The following is a 16,133-nucleotide window of genomic DNA, read 5'->3' as shown; positions in this document are numbered from 1 at the left end:
TGTTTCCGGGCTTTTGCCATTTTCAGCGAAACCCTTCCTGACAGTCTTCCCAACCGATCCCGCTTTGCGCCGTTTGCGCGATCAGCCAGGGTAACGCCGTTTTCACCCCTTCCTGTTTCACATTGAAATTGATCACCCCATGGCGCCACAGCAGCATCAGGGTCAACACCCGCTGCGCACTCTGGCTGCCCTTGAGCTTGCCCGCACCGTCCAGGGCATCGATGTCCCACAGGGCGACCTGCAACCCCTGGGCCTTGAAGAAAGCGGCGGCGTCGGCGCGACGCTGGCCATCGGGCGGGCGAAACAGGGGTACGAAGTTCTCCGGCAGTTTGTTCTTGGCCAGCTCGACACTGCGGCGTACCGAGTCCTGCCAGTCCTGCCAGTGGCTGTGGGAGCGAAACTCCCAGCCTTGCACGCCGATGCACTGGGTTGACCAGGTCGACTGCAGGCTGGCCACCGAGCGCTCGCCCAGACGGGCCTGGAGGTCCTTGCCGAGCACGAAGAACGTGCCGCTGAGATTGGCCTTGCGCAGGTACTCGGCAATCCAGTCGGTATTGTCCGGCACGGCATTGGCGGCGCTGTCGAAGGTCAATAGAAACAGGCGGTCATGCATTGCGTCGCCATTGCGCTCATAGTCACCGAAACGATCGACTTCACTGCTGGTTTGCGGAAACAGCGCCGCCTTGCGCAGTTGCTCATCCAGGTACTGGCTGTGAAACAGGCGACTCGGTTCGGACCACTTTGTGTAGTAGCTGTCCTCGCTGAGCTGAAACTTGCCGGCCTGCTCGCGCAAGGTGGCCATGTCCTCGACCAGGAAACAGAAGGAGGCGTCCTGATCGCAGCTCTGCTGGGCGAAGTCGTAGTTGGCCAACAGGCGTTGCCATAGGCGCTGGCGGACACGATTGACCGATTCCAGGTTGATCGTGCGCAGGCCCAGGCGTTGCGCCAATGCCGCTTCGTCCAGGGATTCACTGGCCAGCAACACCCGGGCGAACATGAGGATTTCGGCACGCGACGCGACATCGAACAGGGTCGGGTTGTCGAGTTTTTCCGGCCAGGTGCTGCGATCCAGCGTCGCCACTTCACCCGGCGCCGCCATGACGCCGAAGCTCAGCAGCCATGCTGTGAGCAGGAAAACGATACGCAATGGGATGTCTCCATAACCAGACCCGGGCGGCACTATAGCTGATCCAACCCCTGATACCCGCTGCCCCGCCAAACTCGTGTGGGAGCGAGCCTGCTCGCGAATGCGGTGTGTCAGCCCCCGACAATGCCAACAGGCAGATCGCTTTCGCGAGCAGGCTCGCTCCCACAGGGGATTGCCACCGGTCATCACCTATGGCCTTGATAGCTGGAGTCAACGAGGACAACCCCCTAGAATCGCCGCCACGATTAAAGGAGACGACTTCATGCTGATGGTGATTTCCCCAGCCAAAACCCTCGATTACGAGACACCGCCGGCGACCCAGCGCTTTACCCAGCCGCAGTACCTCGACCACTCCCAGGAGCTGATCCAGCAATTGCGCGAGCTGACCCCGGCGCAGATCAGCGAGTTGATGCACGTTTCCGACAAGATCGGCGGGCTCAACGCCGCCCGCTTTGGCAGCTGGACACCCGCCTTTACCCCGGCCAACGCCAAGCAGGCCTTGCTGGCGTTCAAGGGTGACGTCTACACCGGGCTGAATGCACAAACCTTCAGCGAAGCAGACTTCGACTACGCCCAGCAACATTTACGCATGCTTTCCGGCCTGTATGGACTGCTGCGGCCCCTGGACCTGATGCAACCGTACCGACTGGAAATGGGTACCAAGCTGGCCAATGCCCGGGGCAAGGACTTGTATGCCTTCTGGGGCACGCGCATCAGTGAATGGTTGAATGAAGCCCTGGCCGATCAGGGCGATGACGTGCTGCTCAACCTGGCTTCCAACGAGTATTTCTCGGCAGTCAAGCGCAGCGCCTTGAATGCACGCATCATCAACACCGAGTTCAAGGACCTGAAGAACGGCCAGTACAAGATCATCAGCTTCTACGCGAAAAAGGCCCGGGGCATGATGAGCCGCTTCGTCATCGAGGAACGCATCAACGATCCGCAAGCCCTCAAGCAGTTCGATGTACAGGGTTATCGCTACAGCGCCGAGCAGTCTAAACCGGACAACCTGGTGTTCCTGCGCGACCACGCACCAGAGTGAAGCAGAGGGTCGGCGCGCGACCCTGCGGTTCCCTCGCGCGCCCCCATTGATAGCCTCGAAATCCTCCTCTCTTTTCGTCATTTTTATGACGCCAAAAAACAATCTGTCAATTTTCTAACTTTAGTTTCACTCGACTTCGATCATTTTTTTCAGTAGTGGCACTGAAAAATTTTATCCGTAGTGGCAAAAAACTATCCCCTCCAAGAATCCGCCTATATATAAAGGGCGAAACGGCAAGTGCTATCAATTTGAAAGCAGTGCCATCTTTGACATTATTTCAAGAAATTTCAGATTTCGTGAGGAGCGGGTCGGAACTATGTCCGAATGCACCGCTCATACCACCGGTAACGATTCTCGCCGCGAACGTACGAGATAACTTACGCAGAACAGAGATCCATGTAGTGAAGTTGCAATACTAACTTGCACTGACTTATCCCTGATTTGGGCAACACCAGAACGGACAGGAGATACGCACCATTACTATCCCCTACAAGGCCAAGGCCGCGCCCCTATAAACGTGCTCACCTGAGCACCAAAACGCTTGATCTACGGGCTTTCAGCCCGACATTGAGCGCGCAGGATCAATGCACGAACATCTTCTGAATAGAGGACTGGCTGCATAACAGGGCAAGTCATAACAACAAGGCCTAGTTGCGCACACCGTGAGTGCACTTATTTAGACACTCGGAACTTTTATGCCAGCACGCGGTATTGTCGCGCCTGCAAGGCCTAACTTCCGCGTGCACTATAACCGCTGAACACCATTAACTCCGGCCATCTAATGGCTTGATCAACACTGAGGTAAATGCGATGCGCATCAGCATATTTGGTTTGGGTTACGTTGGCGCAGTCTGCGCCGGTTGCCTGTCTGCACGGGGCCATGACGTCGTCGGCGTCGATGTTGCCAAAGACAAGATCGATATGATCAATGCAGGCCGTTCGCCGATCGTTGAACCAGGCCTGGGCGAACTTCTGGCACAAGGTATCCAGACCGGTCGTCTGCGCGGTACTACCAACTTCGCCGAGGCGATTCGCGACACCGATCTGTCGATGATCTGTGTCGGTACGCCGAGCAAGAAGAACGGCGACCTGGAACTCAACTACATCGAGGCCGTGTGCCGCGAGATCGGTTTTGTCCTGCGTGACAAGACCACCCGCCACACCATCGTGGTGCGCAGCACCGTTTTGCCGGGCACGGTCGCAAACGTTGTCATCCCGATTCTCGAAGACTGTTCCGGCAAGAAGGCCGGTGTCGATTTCGGTGTAGCGGTCAACCCTGAGTTCCTGCGCGAAAGCACGGCCATCGCCGACTACGACCAACCGCCAATGACCGTCATCGGCGAGTTCGACAAGGCTTCTGGCGACGTTCTGCAATCGCTGTACGAAGAACTCGACGCGCCGATCATCCGCAAGGACATCGCCGTCGCCGAGATGATCAAGTACACCTGCAACGTGTGGCACGCCGCCAAGGTGACCTTCGCCAACGAGATCGGCAACATCGCCAAGGCCGTCGGCGTCGACGGTCGTGAAGTGATGGACGTGGTCTGCCAGGACAAGACCCTGAACCTGTCCCAGTACTACATGCGCCCGGGCTTCGCCTTCGGCGGTTCCTGCCTGCCCAAAGACGTACGCGCCCTGACCTACCGCGCCAGTTCCCTGGACGTGGAAGCGCCGCTGCTCAACTCGCTGATGCGCAGTAACGAGTCCCAGGTGCAGAACGCCTTCGACATCGTCCAGAGCCATGACAAACGCAAAGTCGCCCTGCTGGGCCTGAGCTTCAAGGCCGGTACCGACGACCTGCGCGAAAGCCCGCTGGTTGACCTGGCGGAAATGCTGATCGGCAAGGGCTACGACCTGAGCATCTACGACAGCAACGTCGAGTACGCCCGGGTGCACGGTGCGAACAAGGACTACATCGAGTCGAAGATCCCCCACGTCTCGTCCTTGCTCAACTCCGACTTCGACGCGGTGATCAACAACTCCGACGTGATCATCCTCGGCAACCGTGACGAGAAATTCCGCGCCCTGGTCAAGGACGTTCCGCACGGCAAGCAAGTGATCGACCTGGTCGGCTTCATGTCCAAGGCCACCAGTGTGGCTGGCCGGGCTGAAGGCATCTGCTGGTAACCGGCGGGTTGTAAGCGCTTCGCGCTGATCGCCAGCAAGCCGGCTCCTACAGATCACCGAAACCTGTAGGAGCTGGCTTGCCAGCGATGGCGTACCTGAGATCGCCATCGCCGACAAGCCGGCTCCTACAGGGGCGCGAGACTTGCAACTGACTTTAGGATTCCGATTATGCACAGGCTAAAGCACGGCCTACTCCAGGCCGCCGGTTGGCTGTTCTACCTGAGTTTACTGATGGGCATCGCCATTGCGCTGCCTGTGTCCACGTTCGACTCCGAGTCGAAGGACTTCATTTTCCTGATCGGTATCGTCGGTATCTGGCGCTACTCGATGGGTGCCACGCACTTTGTGCGCGGCATGCTGTTCCTGTACGTGGTCTACCCGCACCTGCGGCGCAAAGTGCGCAAGCTGGGCAAGGCGGCAGACCCGTCCCATGTATTTCTGATGGTCACCAGTTTCCGTATCGATGCGCTGACCACCGCGCAGGTCTACAGCTCGGTGATCCGCGAAGCGATCGACTGCGAGCTGCCGACCACCATTGTCTGCTCCATCGTCGAAATGTCCGATGAACTGCTGGTGAAAAGCCTGTGGAACCGGATGAACCCACCTGCCCGGGTCAAGCTCGACTTCGTGCGCATTCCCGGCACCGGCAAGCGCGACGGCCTGGCCTACGGTTTCCGCGCCATCTCCCGTCACCTGCCGGATGACCGCGCCGTCGTCGCCGTGATCGATGGCGACACCGTGCTCGGCGAAGGCACGGTGCGCAAGACCGTGCCGTGGTTCCAGCTGTTCGGCAATGTCGGCGGCCTGACCACCAACGAGTTCTGCGAAGTGCGTGGCGGCTACATCATGAGCGAATGGCACAAGCTGCGTTTCGCCCAGCGTCACATCAACATGTGCTCGATGGCCCTGTCCAAGCGCGTGCTGACCATGACTGGGCGGATGTCGGTGTTTCGTGCCACCGTGGTCACCAACCCGGAATTCATCGCCGACGTGGAAAGCGACTCGCTGCAACACTGGCGCCTGGGTCGTTTCAAGTTCCTCACCGGCGACGACAAGTCCAGCTGGTTCAGCCTGATGCGTCTGGGCTACGACACCTTCTACGTGCCCGATGCCGCGATCAACACTGTTGAGCATCCGCCGGAAAAGAGCTTCATCAAGGCCAGTCGCAAGCTGATGTTCCGCTGGTACGGCAACAACCTGCGGCAGAACTCCCGGGCCCTGGGCCTTGGGGTGAAACGCCTCGGTGCATTCACGTCGGTGGTGCTGTTCGATCAGCGCGTGTCGATGTGGACCTCCCTGCTGGGCCTGACCGTGGCGCTGATCGCCAGCTTCAAGTACGGCACCGCGTTCATCCTGGTGTACCTGCTGTGGATCGGCATCACCCGCCTGATCCTGACCCTGTTGCTGTCCTGCTCCGGCCACCGGATCGGCCCGGCCTACCCGGCGATTCTCTATTACAACCAGATCGTCGGCGCGCTGGTGAAGATCTACGTGTTCTTCCGCCTCGACCAACAGTCCTGGACTCGCCAGCCCACTTCCCTGACCCGTGATCTCGCCAGCTTTCAACGTTGGTTCAACACCTGGTCGTCTCGGACCATGACCTTCTCCGCCGGCAGCATTTTTGTCGCCGTGCTGCTGATGATGGTCTGACCGCCCCCTTATTGAATTAACCAGGAAATCGCCCTTATGAATACCGCCGTCAACGCCAACGTAGTGCACGAATCCGAAGCCCAGCGCCAACACGCCCGGGTAAAAATCCCGGCCAAGCTGCGTTTCTTCGGCCCCGACCGGACACCGGTCGAAGCGCGAGTGATCGACCTATCCGCCGGTGGCCTGGCCTTCAATGCCGGGCAACTGCCACTGAAGATTGGCGACAAGTACAAGGCACGTCTGCAATTCGTCATCGACAACCTCGGCCTGGCCATGGACGTGGAGTTGCAGGTGCGCTCCTTCGATCGCGAGACCGGTCGTACCGGTTGCCAGTTCCAGAACCTGGAACCGCAAGACATCTCGACCTTGCGCCACCTGATCACTTCGCACCTGGCCGGCGACATCGTCACCATCGGCGAAGTGCTGGCGACCCTGCAGCGCGACAACTTCACCAAGGCGCGCAAGCTCAAGGACGGCGGCCACGGCATGAGCGCATTCGGGCGCATGAAAGCGGTGACCTTCAGCCTGGGGATTTTCGTCGTCGGCCTGGCGGCGTTCGGGTTCATCTTCAAGTCGGTGTACGGCATGTACTTCGTCAGCCACGCCCAGGCCGGCCTTGTCAGCGTGCCGGGCGTGAACATCACCATGCCCCGCGACGGCACCGTGCAGAGCCTGGTGAAAGCCGATGGCGTTGCCGCCAAAGGCGCGCCGCTGGCGACCTTCAGCACCAGCATGCTCGACGTGCTCAAGGGTCATCTGGAAGACGATCAACTGGCCCCGGCCAAGGTTGAAGAGCTGTTCGGCAAGCAAATGACCGGCACCCTGACTTCGCCTTGCGATTGCACCGTGGCCCAGCAAATGGTCGCCGACGGTCAGTACGCCAGCAAGGGTGACGTGATCTTCCAGCTGGTGCCGCGTAACACCGAAGCCAACGTTGAGGCGCGCTTTTCCTATCGCCAGTTCGGCGACGTGTTGCCAGGCACCGCGGTGCGCTTCCAGATCGCCGGCGAAGACAAGACCCGCACCGGCAAGATCGTCAGCAGCACCAGCCTGAAAAGCGCCGACCTGTCCTCCGACATACGCGTGCTGATCCAGCCTGACGAAGCCCTGGACAGCAGCCTCGCCGGCCGTCCGGTGGAAGTGAACAGCGACCGCGGCCCGAACCTGAACTGGCTGATCGATAAAGCCATGGCTGCTGGTCTTTAAGTCGAGGACATGCCTGTGACCTTTCCACATAACTTCAAAACACCGCAGACCCTGTGGGAGCGAGCTTGCTCGCGATGGGATCAGCTCGGTTTGCCTGATACACCGCGGCGCCTGAATCGCGAGCAAGCTCGCTCCCACATGGGTTATGCGGTGTGTACTGTGGCACTGGCAGTCAGCCTCGCCGGTTGCGCCGGCCTGCCCGACCAGCGCCTGGCCAACGAAGCGCTCAAGCGTGGCGATACCGCCACCGCCGCGGCGAACTACCAGCAACTGGCAGACCTGGGCTACAGCGAAGCCCAGGTCGGTCTGGCCGACATCCAGGTCGACAGCCGCGACCCGGCGCAGATGAAACAGGCCGAGGCGACTTACCGCGCTGCCGCCAGTGTTTCACCGCGCGCCCAGGCGCGCCTGGGTCGTCTGCTGGTGGCCAAGCCCGGCTCCACCGAAGCCGAGCAGCACGAAGCCGAAGGCCTGTTGAAAAAGGCCTCGGCCGCCAGTGAAGGCAACACCCTGATCCCATTGGCGATGCTGTACCTGCAATATCCGCACAGCTTCCCTAACGTCGATGCTCAGAAGCAGATCAGCCAATGGCGCGCTGAAGGCAAGCCGGAAGCGGGTCTGGCGCAAGTGCTGCTCTATCGCACCCAAGGCACCTACGACCAGCACCTCGACGAAGTGGAAACGGTCTGCAAAGCCGCGCTTAACACCACCGACATCTGCTACGTCGAACTGGCCACGGTCTACCAGAAACAAGGTAAACCGGAGCAACAAGCCGAGCTGATCAAGCAGATGCAGGCGGCACACAGTCGCGGCACCGTCACCGCCCAGCGGGTGGACAGTGTGGCTCGCGTGCTCGGCGATGCGACCCTGGGCAAGACCGACGAAAAAACCGCGCAGTCGTTGCTCGAAGACATCGCCCCGGGCTACCCCGCTTCCTGGGTCAGCCTGGCTCAACTGCTCTACGACTTCCCGGAACTGGGTGATGTCGACCAGATGATGAAGTACCTGGACAACGGCCGCGCCGCCGACCAACCGCGCGCCGAGCTGTTGCTGGGCAAGCTCTACTACGAAGGCAAGATGGTCCCCGCCGACGCCAAGGTCGCCGAAGAACACTTTCAGAAAGCCGTCGGCCGTGAAGTCGCCGCCGATTACTACCTCGGCCAGATCTATCGCCGTGGCTACCTGGGCAAGGTCTATCCACAGAAGGCCCTCGACCATCTGCTGACCGCTGCACGCAACGGCCAGAACAGCGCCGACTTCGCCATCGCCCAGCTGTTTTCCCAAGGCAAAGGCACCAAGCCTGACCCGCTCAATGCGTACGTGTTCAGCCAGCTCGCCAAGGCCCAGAACACCCCGCAAGCCACCGAGCTTGCGCAAACACTCGAAGCCCAACTGCCGCCTGCGCAGCTGGCCGAGGCCCAACGCCTGTTGAAACAGGAACAGTCCGTTCGCGGCAACTTGAGCCAGAACACGCTGCAACTGCACGCCCTGCAAGAAGAAGACGGCGAGGAATCCCTATGAAGTTGAATCCATTCATGAAGGCCGGTATCGGCCTCACCTTCGCCCTGATCTGGTCGTGCCCGACACTGGCCGCGATGACCGAAGAAACCAAGAACTACGGCCTGGACGTGAAAATCACCGGCCAGTCCGAAGACGACCGTGACCTCGGCACCCAGAGCGGCGGCGACGTCAATGGCCTGGGCCTCGACCTGCGCCCTTGGGTGTATGGCGAGAGCGGCGCGTGGAGCGCGTACGCCATGGGTCAGGCCGTGACGTCCACCGACATCATCGAGACCGACACCCTGCAGGAATCCGAAGGCACCGAAAACACCGTCAACAATGATCGCAAGACCAAGAAGAACTACCTGGCAATGCGCGAGTTCTGGGTCGGCTACAGCGGCTTCACGCCCTACCCTGGCGAAATCCTCAAATTCGGTCGCCAGCGCCTGCACAACGATGACGGCCAATGGCGCGACACCAACATCGAAGCCCTGAACTGGACCTTCGACACCACCCTGTTGCGCGCCAACGCCGGTATCGCCGAACGCTTCAGCGAGTACCGCACCGACCTGAAGGAATTGGCGCCGAAGGACAAGGATCGCTTGCACGCCTTCGCCGATGCCGAATACCAATGGACACCGGGTCACTGGGCCGGTATCCGCGGTCATCACACCCACGATGACGGTAAGCTCGACTATCCGGAACCGGGTGTGGCCGGCGATTCGCTGGACAAAAAACAGAATGGCGACATCAGCTGGCTGGGCCTGCAGGCCAACAGCGATGCCTACAACTGGCGCAACACCAACACGGTCAATTACTGGGGCAGCATCACCGGCATGAGCGGTGACCGCGACACGGTCAACCCGCTGAACGCCGATGGCAGCGCACCGGCGCAAGCCAAGCACAGCGGCGATGTCGACGGCTGGGCTACGGATCTGGGCGTGCGTCTGCGCCTCGATCCGCAATGGCAAGTCGGTGCGGCCTACGCCCGTGCCAGCGCCGATTACGAACAGAACGGCCTGGAAAGCAACCGCTCGAACTACACCGGTACCCGCTCGCGAGTGCACCGTTTCGGCGAAGCCTTCCGTGGCGAAATGAACAACATGCAATCGGCCACGCTGTTCGGTTCGTGGATGCTCAACGACGAATACGACGCCAGCCTGATCTACCACAAATTCTGGCGCGTCGACGGTAACAAGCCGATCACCAGCAACGGCATCGACGCCGTGCAGAACAACACCGACGACGTTACTGGCGCCGTACTGTCCAGCACCTCCCTGCCGCTGAACAATGGTGACAAAGACCTCGGCCAGGAAATGGATCTGGTGGTCACCAAGTACTTCAAGCAAGGCCTGCTGCCGGCGGCATTGAGCCAGAAGATCGATGAACCTTCGGCCCTGGTGCGCTTCCGTGGCGGTGTGTTCAAGCCCGGCGACGCCTACGGCAAAGAAGTCGATTCGTACATGCACCGCGCGTTCGTCGACGTGATCTGGCGCTTCTGATGCACATTGCGAAGGGAGTCTCCCAGATGAATCATCAAGCCATAAAAGGCTCGATCAGCCTGTTGGCCGGCGCGATGCTGCTGGCCAGTGCGAGCGCCTTCGCCACTGTGGAGCCGGCTGCTCAACCCGCGAAGCCGGCCACCATGGCCAAGGAACTGCAACAGGCCAAGACCTACACCGTCAGCAGCGCTCCGACCGCGCCGCTGGAGCTGGCCCAGCCGAAACTGCCGGACACCTCGGGCTACACCGCCGAGGCCATCGCCGCGAAAATCGTGCGCAGCAAGGCCGGCAAGATCAGCGTGCGCCGGATGATGCAGGAAGACGCCTTGAAGGACTTCATCGGCGGCGACAACAAGATGGCCGAGTGGGTGGTGCGTCAGCACGGCATTCCGCAGGCGATCTTCGTCGACGACGGCTACATGAACCTCAAGGACCTGGCGAAGAAGCTGCCCAAGCAGTACTTCAGCGAGACCTCGCCGGGCGTGTTCCTGGCGAAGCTGCCGATCGTGGTCGGTAGCAAGGGCATCCTGGAAATCGACAAGCAGACCCAGGAATTGCGTCTGTCCCAAGAGGCCGGTTCGTTCCTGGTCAACGACGGCCAGTTGTTCGTGCGTGACACCAAAATCACGGGCTGGAGCGAGAAGGCAAACGGCCCGGCGGCCTTCAAGTCGCCCAAGGAATTCCGTCCGTTCCTGCTGTCCTGGGGCGGCACCGAGACCTACATCGCCAACAGCAAGATCGCCAGTTTCGGCTACGCCAACAGTAAGTCCTACGGCGTGAGTATTTCCCAGTACACGCCGAACATGGCCAAGGTGCTCAAGCGTCCTGAACCGACCGGCTGGATCGTCGGTTCCGAGTTCTCGGACATGTGGTACGGCTTCTACTGCTACGAAACCCGCGACTTCGTGGTCAAGGGCAACACCTACAAAGACAACATCGTCTACGGCATCGACCCGCACGACCGTTCCCACGGTCTGATCATTGCCGACAACACGGTGTTCGGAACCAAGAAGAAGCACGGGATCATTATTTCCCGTGAGGTCAACGACAGCTTCATCTTCAACAACCGCAGCTACGACAACAAGTTGTCGGGCCTGGTGATCGACCGTAACAGCGTCAACAACCTGATCGCTCACAACGAGATCTACCAGAACCACACCGACGGCATCACCCTCTACGAGAGTGCCGACAACCTGCTGTGGGGCAACAAGGTGATCAGCAACCGTCGTCACGGCATCCGCATTCGTAACAGCGTGAACATTCGCCTCTACGAAAACGTCGCCATGGCCAACGGCCTGACCGGCGTCTACGGGCACATCAAAGACCTCACCGACACTGACCGTGACATCAAGCTCGACCCGTTCGACGCCCAGGTGTCGCTGATTGTGGTCGGCGGTGAACTGGCGGCCAACGGCAGCGGCCCGCTATCCATCGACTCGCCGCTGAGCGTCGAGTTGTATCGCGTGTCCATGCTCGCGCCGACCAAATCCAGCGGCATCAGCTTCAACGGCATCCTCGGCGAGCGCCAGGATGAAATTCTCGACCTGCTGGTGCGCCAGCAGAAAGCCGTGCTGATCGACCCTGTCGAACGCCAGACCGAAATGCAGGACTGAGGATAATTTTATGCACCCACACTTGATCAAATTACTCAGCCTGTCGGCCCTGACCGCCGGCATTCTCGCGGCCAGCGGCGGTGTACGAGCGGACGAAGTCCAAGCACCGAAATTCAGCGCAGAACCGTGCTGCAGCCTGTGCCCCGCGGCCCACGACGCGAAGAACTACACCACGCGCTATCAGCAGAACTTCACCACCCTGGTGCAGGCTCAGGGCGACTGGTTGTTCCGTACCCAGGAAGACTTGCGCACCGAATTCGACACCACCCCGGCTGGCTACAAACGCATGAAGCAATTGCACGATGCGTTCAAGAGCAAAGGGGTGGAGCTGGTTGTCGTTTATCAACCTACCCGTGGCCTGGTGAACCGCAACAAGCTCAACCCTGCCGAGAAAGCCAGCTACGACTTCGACAAGGCACTGAAGAACTACAAGACCATGCTCGGCCGTTTCGCGCAGATGGGTTATGTGGTCCCGGACCTGTCGCCGCTGACCAACGAGCAACTGCCCGACACCCTGCCCGCCCACGACTTCTACTTCCGCGGTGACCAGCACTGGACGCCATACGGCGCCCAGCGCACGGCGAAAATCGTCGCCGAGAAGGTCAAGCAGATTCCGGCCTTCGCCGACATTCCCAAGCGTGAATTCGAGACCCATAAGTCGGGTCGCATGGGCAAGACCGGAACATTGCACAACATGGCCGGTCAACTCTGTGGCACCAGCTACGCGATCCAGTACATGGATCAATTCACCACCGAGCCGAAAGGCGAAGCGGGCGATGGCGATCTGTTCGGCGATTCCGGCAATCCGGAAATCACCCTGGTCGGCACCAGCCACAGCGGCAAGAACTACAACTTCGCCGGTTTCCTCGAAGAGGCCATCGGCGCCGACATTCTCAACGTGGCGTTCCCCGGCGGCGGCCTGGAAGGTTCGATGCTGCAGTACCTGGGCAGCGACGAGTTTCAGAAGAACCCGCCGAAGATTCTCATCTGGGAATTCTCGCCGCTCTATCGCCTCGACCAGGAAACCATCTACCGCCAGATGATGGCGCTGCTGGATAACGGTTGCGAAGGCAAGGATGCACAGATGTCCGGCAGCACCACTTTGAAACCGGGCAAAAACGAACTGATGGTCAATAGCAAAAACCTGAACCTGCAAAACAGCAGTCACCAGGTCGACATCCGCTTCGCCGATCCGTCGGTGAAAACCTTACAAGCCACCCTCTGGTACATGAACGGTCGCCACGAGGACATCAAGATCGACAAACCGGAAACCTCCGACACCGACGGGCGTTTCGCCTTCGAGTTGCGCACGGACGAAGACTGGGCCTCGCAGAATCTGCTGGCCGTCGAAATCCAGGGCCCTGAAAAAGCGGGTGCCGCGCCACAGAAAGTCGAAGCGAAAATCTGCAAACGCAACGTATTCCCGAGCGCTGAGCAACGTACCGCTTCGGCCGGGCAATGAGGTCTGCTATGCGAAATCCGAAACTTGCAACACTGACGCTTCTGAGTCTCGCAATGTTTGCTGGAGCGACTCAGGCTGCCGCGCCATTGCGTCCGCCACAGGGTTACTTCGCACCGATTGAAAAAGTCAAAACCGGCGACAAGAGCGAAGGCTGTGACGCAATGCCGACGCCGTACACCGGCTCGCTGCAATTTCGCAGCAAGTACGAAGGCTCGGACAAGGCCCGTTCAACATTGAACGTGCAATCGGAAAAAGCCTTCCGCGACAGCACCGCCGACATCACCAAGATCGAGCGCGGCACCAGCAAGCGTGTCATGCAGTTCATGCGTGACGGTCGCCCGGAACAGCTGGAATGCACTTTGAATTGGCTGACTGCCTGGGCCAAGGCTGATGCCTTGATGTCCAAGGACTTCAACCACACCGGCAAGTCGATGCGCAAATGGGCGTTGGGCAGCATGGCGTCGTCGTACATCCGCCTGAAGTTCTCCGACTCCCATCCGCTGGCCAACCATCAGCAAGAGTCGCAGCTGATCGAAGCCTGGTTCAGCAAGATGGCCGATCAGGTGGTCAACGACTGGGACAACCTGCCGCTGGAAAAAACCAACAACCACTCGTACTGGGCCGCCTGGTCGGTGATGGCAACCTCGGTCGCCACCAACCGCCGCGACCTGTTCGACTGGGCCGTTAAGGAATACAAGGTCGGCGTCAACCAGGTCGACGCCCAAGGCTTCTTGCCCAACGAACTCAAGCGCCAACAACGGGCGCTGGCCTACCACAACTACGCCCTGCCACCACTGGCGATGATCGCCAGTTTCGCCCAGGTCAATGGTGTGGACTTGCGTCAGGAAAACAATGGCGCGCTGAAACGCCTGGGTGATCGCGTGCTCGCCGGGGTGGAAGACCCGGATGAGTTCGAGGAAAAGAACGGCAAGAAACAGGACATGACCGACCTGAAGGTCGACTCGAAATTCGCCTGGCTCGAACCGTTCTGCACGCTCTACACCTGCACGCCGGACGTGCTGGAGAAGAAGCACGAGATGCAACCGTTCAAGACCTTCCGCCTCGGCGGTGACCTGACCAAGGTCTACGACCCGGCCAATGAAAAAGGCAAAGGCTCTTAGCACCACCACAAAACCCTGTGGGAGCGAGCCTGCTCGCGAATGCGGTCTGACATTCACCAAAAGTGTCGACTGACATTCCGCTTTCGCGAGCAGGCTCGCTCCCACAGTGAAGTGATGTTTGCCCTCCAGATTTTCATGGGGGGTTTGGGGGGGCCGTTGGCCCTTGAATGTAGGTTCAAACAAGGAGAGATCGGGATGGTTTTTTCGTCCAACGTGTTCCTGTTTTTGTTCTTGCCGATCTTTCTCGGCTTGTACTACTTGAGCGGGCAACGCTATCGCAATTTGCTGCTGCTGATCGCCAGCTACGTGTTCTACGCCTGGTGGCGTGTGGACTTCCTCGCACTGTTCGCGGCGGTCACGCTGTGGAATTACTGGATCGGCCTGAAAGTCGGCGCCGCCGGCGTGCGGACCAAACCGGCGCAGCGCTGGCTGCTGCTCGGCGTGGCCGTCGACCTGTGCATCCTCGGCTACTTCAAGTACGCCAACTTCGGCGTCGACAGCATCAACGCCATGATGACCTCGGTCGGCCTTTCGCCGTTCATCCTGACCCACGTGCTGTTGCCGATCGGGATCTCGTTCTACATCTTCGAGTCCATCAGCTACATCATCGACGTCTACCGTGGCGACACCCCGGCGACCCGCAACCTGATCGACTTCGCGGCGTTCGTGGCGATCTTCCCGCACCTGATCGCAGGCCCCGTGTTGCGTTTCCGCGACCTGGCCGACCAGTTCAACAACCGCACCCACACCCTCGACAAGTTCTCCGAGGGCTGCACGCGGTTCATGCAGGGTTTCATCAAGAAGGTGTTCATCGCCGACACCCTCGCGGTGGTGGCCGACCACTGCTTCGCGCTGCAGAACCCGACCACGGGAGATGCCTGGCTCGGCGCCCTCGCCTACACCGCGCAGTTGTACTTCGACTTCTCCGGCTACAGCGACATGGCCATCGGCCTGGGCTTGATGATGGGTTTCCGCTTCATGGAAAACTTCAAGCAGCCGTACATCAGCCAGTCGATTACCGAGTTCTGGCGCCGCTGGCACATCAGCCTGTCGACCTGGTTGCGCGACTACCTGTACATCACTTTGGGCGGTAACCGCAAAGGCACGCTGACCACCTATCGCAACCTGTTCCTGACCATGCTGCTCGGTGGTCTGTGGCACGGCGCGAACATCACCTACATCGTCTGGGGCGCGTGGCACGGCATGTGGTTGGCGATCGAAAAAGCCATCGGCCTGAACACCTCGCCGCGCAGCTTCAACCCGATCCGCTGGGCACTGACCTTCCTGCTGGTGGTGATGGGCTGGGTGATCTTCCGTGCGGAAAACCTGCACGTTGCCGGCCGTATGTACGGCGCCATGTTCAGCTTCGGCGACTGGTCGCTGTCGGAACTCAACCAGGCCAGCCTCACCGGCCTGCAGATCGCTACGTTGGTGGTGGCCTACGTAACCCTGGCGTACTTCGGTCTGCGCGATTTCTACAGCAACCAGCCTCCAGCCAAGACCAAGCCTGCGGTCAACGTCGACAGCGATGGCCCGGCCGCCAGCGAACCGGGCCTGATCAAGGCAGCGCCTGGGGATAACCCGGCGAGCATCCACCAGCCTGGCTACACCGTCGGCGTCGATGCCCAGGTGCAACCGGCCTACTGGAGCGCTGACTGGTCGCGCTATGCGATGCGTGCCCTGGTGCTGCTGCTGTTCATCGCCTCGATTCTCAAACTCTCGGCGCAAAGCTTCTCGCCGTTCCTTTACTTCCAGTTCTGAGG

The 16,133-nt window shown here is 60.0% G+C and carries 11 protein-coding genes; 10 read left to right on the top strand and 1 reads right to left on the bottom strand.

Going from position 1 to position 16,133, the window contains the following annotated elements; genetic code table 11:
• Window positions 1-22 precede the first annotated feature (22 nt).
• Window positions 23-1,147 (bottom strand): polysaccharide deacetylase family protein, encoded by a 1,125-nt coding sequence (locus tag ACA054_RS04745; RefSeq protein ID WP_497688402.1) that lies wholly within the window; start codon window positions 1,145-1,147, stop codon window positions 23-25.
• A 262-nt stretch (window positions 1,148-1,409) separates the two neighbouring features.
• Here ACA054_RS04745 and yaaA point away from each other — a divergent pair, with 262 nt between their 5' ends.
• The 10 genes from yaaA to ACA054_RS04695 all read left to right on the top strand — a co-directional run bounded on the left by yaaA (window position 1,410) and on the right by ACA054_RS04695 (window position 16,131).
• A complete protein-coding gene (gene yaaA, locus ACA054_RS04740; protein WP_497688401.1) occupies window positions 1,410-2,189 on the top strand; it encodes a peroxide stress protein YaaA in 780 nt (259 codons plus the stop codon).
• A gap of 810 nt (window positions 2,190-2,999) precedes the next feature.
• Window positions 3,000-4,316 carry a nucleotide sugar dehydrogenase gene (locus ACA054_RS04735; RefSeq protein ID WP_497688400.1) on the top strand — a complete coding sequence of 439 codons (1,317 nt, stop codon included), beginning with the start codon at window positions 3,000-3,002 and terminating at the stop codon, window positions 4,314-4,316.
• 168 nt (window positions 4,317-4,484) lie between these two features.
• Complete coding sequence (gene alg8 / locus ACA054_RS04730) at window positions 4,485-5,966, top strand: mannuronan synthase (RefSeq protein ID WP_497688399.1); 1,482 nt, start codon at window positions 4,485-4,487, stop codon at window positions 5,964-5,966.
• A gap of 36 nt (window positions 5,967-6,002) precedes the next feature.
• Window positions 6,003-7,172 carry a PilZ domain-containing protein gene (locus ACA054_RS04725; protein ID WP_497688398.1) on the top strand — a complete coding sequence of 390 codons (1,170 nt, stop codon included), beginning with the start codon at window positions 6,003-6,005 and terminating at the stop codon, window positions 7,170-7,172.
• A gap of 9 nt (window positions 7,173-7,181) precedes the next feature.
• Window positions 7,182-8,693: an alginate biosynthesis TPR repeat lipoprotein AlgK gene (algK, locus tag ACA054_RS04720; RefSeq protein ID WP_497688397.1), complete on the top strand. Its 1,512-nt coding sequence runs from the start codon at window positions 7,182-7,184 to the stop codon at window positions 8,691-8,693.
• Window positions 8,690-10,174 (top strand): alginate export family protein, encoded by a 1,485-nt coding sequence (locus ACA054_RS04715; RefSeq protein WP_497688396.1) that lies wholly within the window; start codon window positions 8,690-8,692, stop codon window positions 10,172-10,174. Before algK ends, ACA054_RS04715 begins: the two co-directional genes overlap by 4 nt.
• A gap of 26 nt (window positions 10,175-10,200) precedes the next feature.
• On the top strand, window positions 10,201-11,787 hold the full coding sequence (gene algG, locus ACA054_RS04710; protein ID WP_497688395.1) for a mannuronan 5-epimerase AlgG: 1,587 nt from the start codon (window positions 10,201-10,203) through the stop codon (window positions 11,785-11,787).
• A gap of 10 nt (window positions 11,788-11,797) precedes the next feature.
• A complete protein-coding gene (locus tag ACA054_RS04705) occupies window positions 11,798-13,249 on the top strand; it encodes an alginate O-acetyltransferase (RefSeq protein WP_497688394.1) in 1,452 nt (483 codons plus the stop codon).
• An 8-nt stretch (window positions 13,250-13,257) separates the two neighbouring features.
• Window positions 13,258-14,370 carry a mannuronate-specific alginate lyase gene (locus ACA054_RS04700; protein WP_497688393.1) on the top strand — a complete coding sequence of 371 codons (1,113 nt, stop codon included), beginning with the start codon at window positions 13,258-13,260 and terminating at the stop codon, window positions 14,368-14,370.
• A gap of 195 nt (window positions 14,371-14,565) precedes the next feature.
• Window positions 14,566-16,131 carry an MBOAT family O-acyltransferase gene (locus ACA054_RS04695; RefSeq protein ID WP_497688392.1) on the top strand — a complete coding sequence of 522 codons (1,566 nt, stop codon included), beginning with the start codon at window positions 14,566-14,568 and terminating at the stop codon, window positions 16,129-16,131.
• The last annotated feature ends 2 nt before the right edge of the window (window positions 16,132-16,133 follow it).

It is taken from the genome of Pseudomonas sp. LBUM1653 (assembly GCF_059716115.1).
Note: the sequence above shows the minus strand (reverse complement) of the source record. Positions and strands in the feature narration are given on the sequence as shown.

Excerpts from the sequence above, each read along its gene's own strand:
- ACA054_RS04695 (WP_497688392.1), top strand. The coding sequence starts at position 14,566 with ATGGTTTTTTCGTCCAACGTGTTCCTGTTTTTGTTCTTGCCGATCTTT.
- ACA054_RS04735 (WP_497688400.1), top strand. The coding sequence starts at position 3,000 with ATGCGCATCAGCATATTTGGTTTGGGTTACGTTGGCGCAGTCTGCGCC.
- yaaA (WP_497688401.1), top strand. The coding sequence starts at position 1,410 with ATGCTGATGGTGATTTCCCCAGCCAAAACCCTCGATTACGAGACACCG.
- ACA054_RS04725 (WP_497688398.1), top strand. The coding sequence starts at position 6,003 with ATGAATACCGCCGTCAACGCCAACGTAGTGCACGAATCCGAAGCCCAG.
- ACA054_RS04715 (WP_497688396.1), top strand. The coding sequence starts at position 8,690 with ATGAAGTTGAATCCATTCATGAAGGCCGGTATCGGCCTCACCTTCGCC.
- algG (WP_497688395.1), top strand. The coding sequence starts at position 10,201 with ATGAATCATCAAGCCATAAAAGGCTCGATCAGCCTGTTGGCCGGCGCG.
- ACA054_RS04700 (WP_497688393.1), top strand. The coding sequence starts at position 13,258 with ATGCGAAATCCGAAACTTGCAACACTGACGCTTCTGAGTCTCGCAATG.
- ACA054_RS04705 (WP_497688394.1), top strand. The coding sequence starts at position 11,798 with ATGCACCCACACTTGATCAAATTACTCAGCCTGTCGGCCCTGACCGCC.
- algK (WP_497688397.1), top strand. The coding sequence starts at position 7,182 with ATGCCTGTGACCTTTCCACATAACTTCAAAACACCGCAGACCCTGTGG.
- alg8 (WP_497688399.1), top strand. The coding sequence starts at position 4,485 with ATGCACAGGCTAAAGCACGGCCTACTCCAGGCCGCCGGTTGGCTGTTC.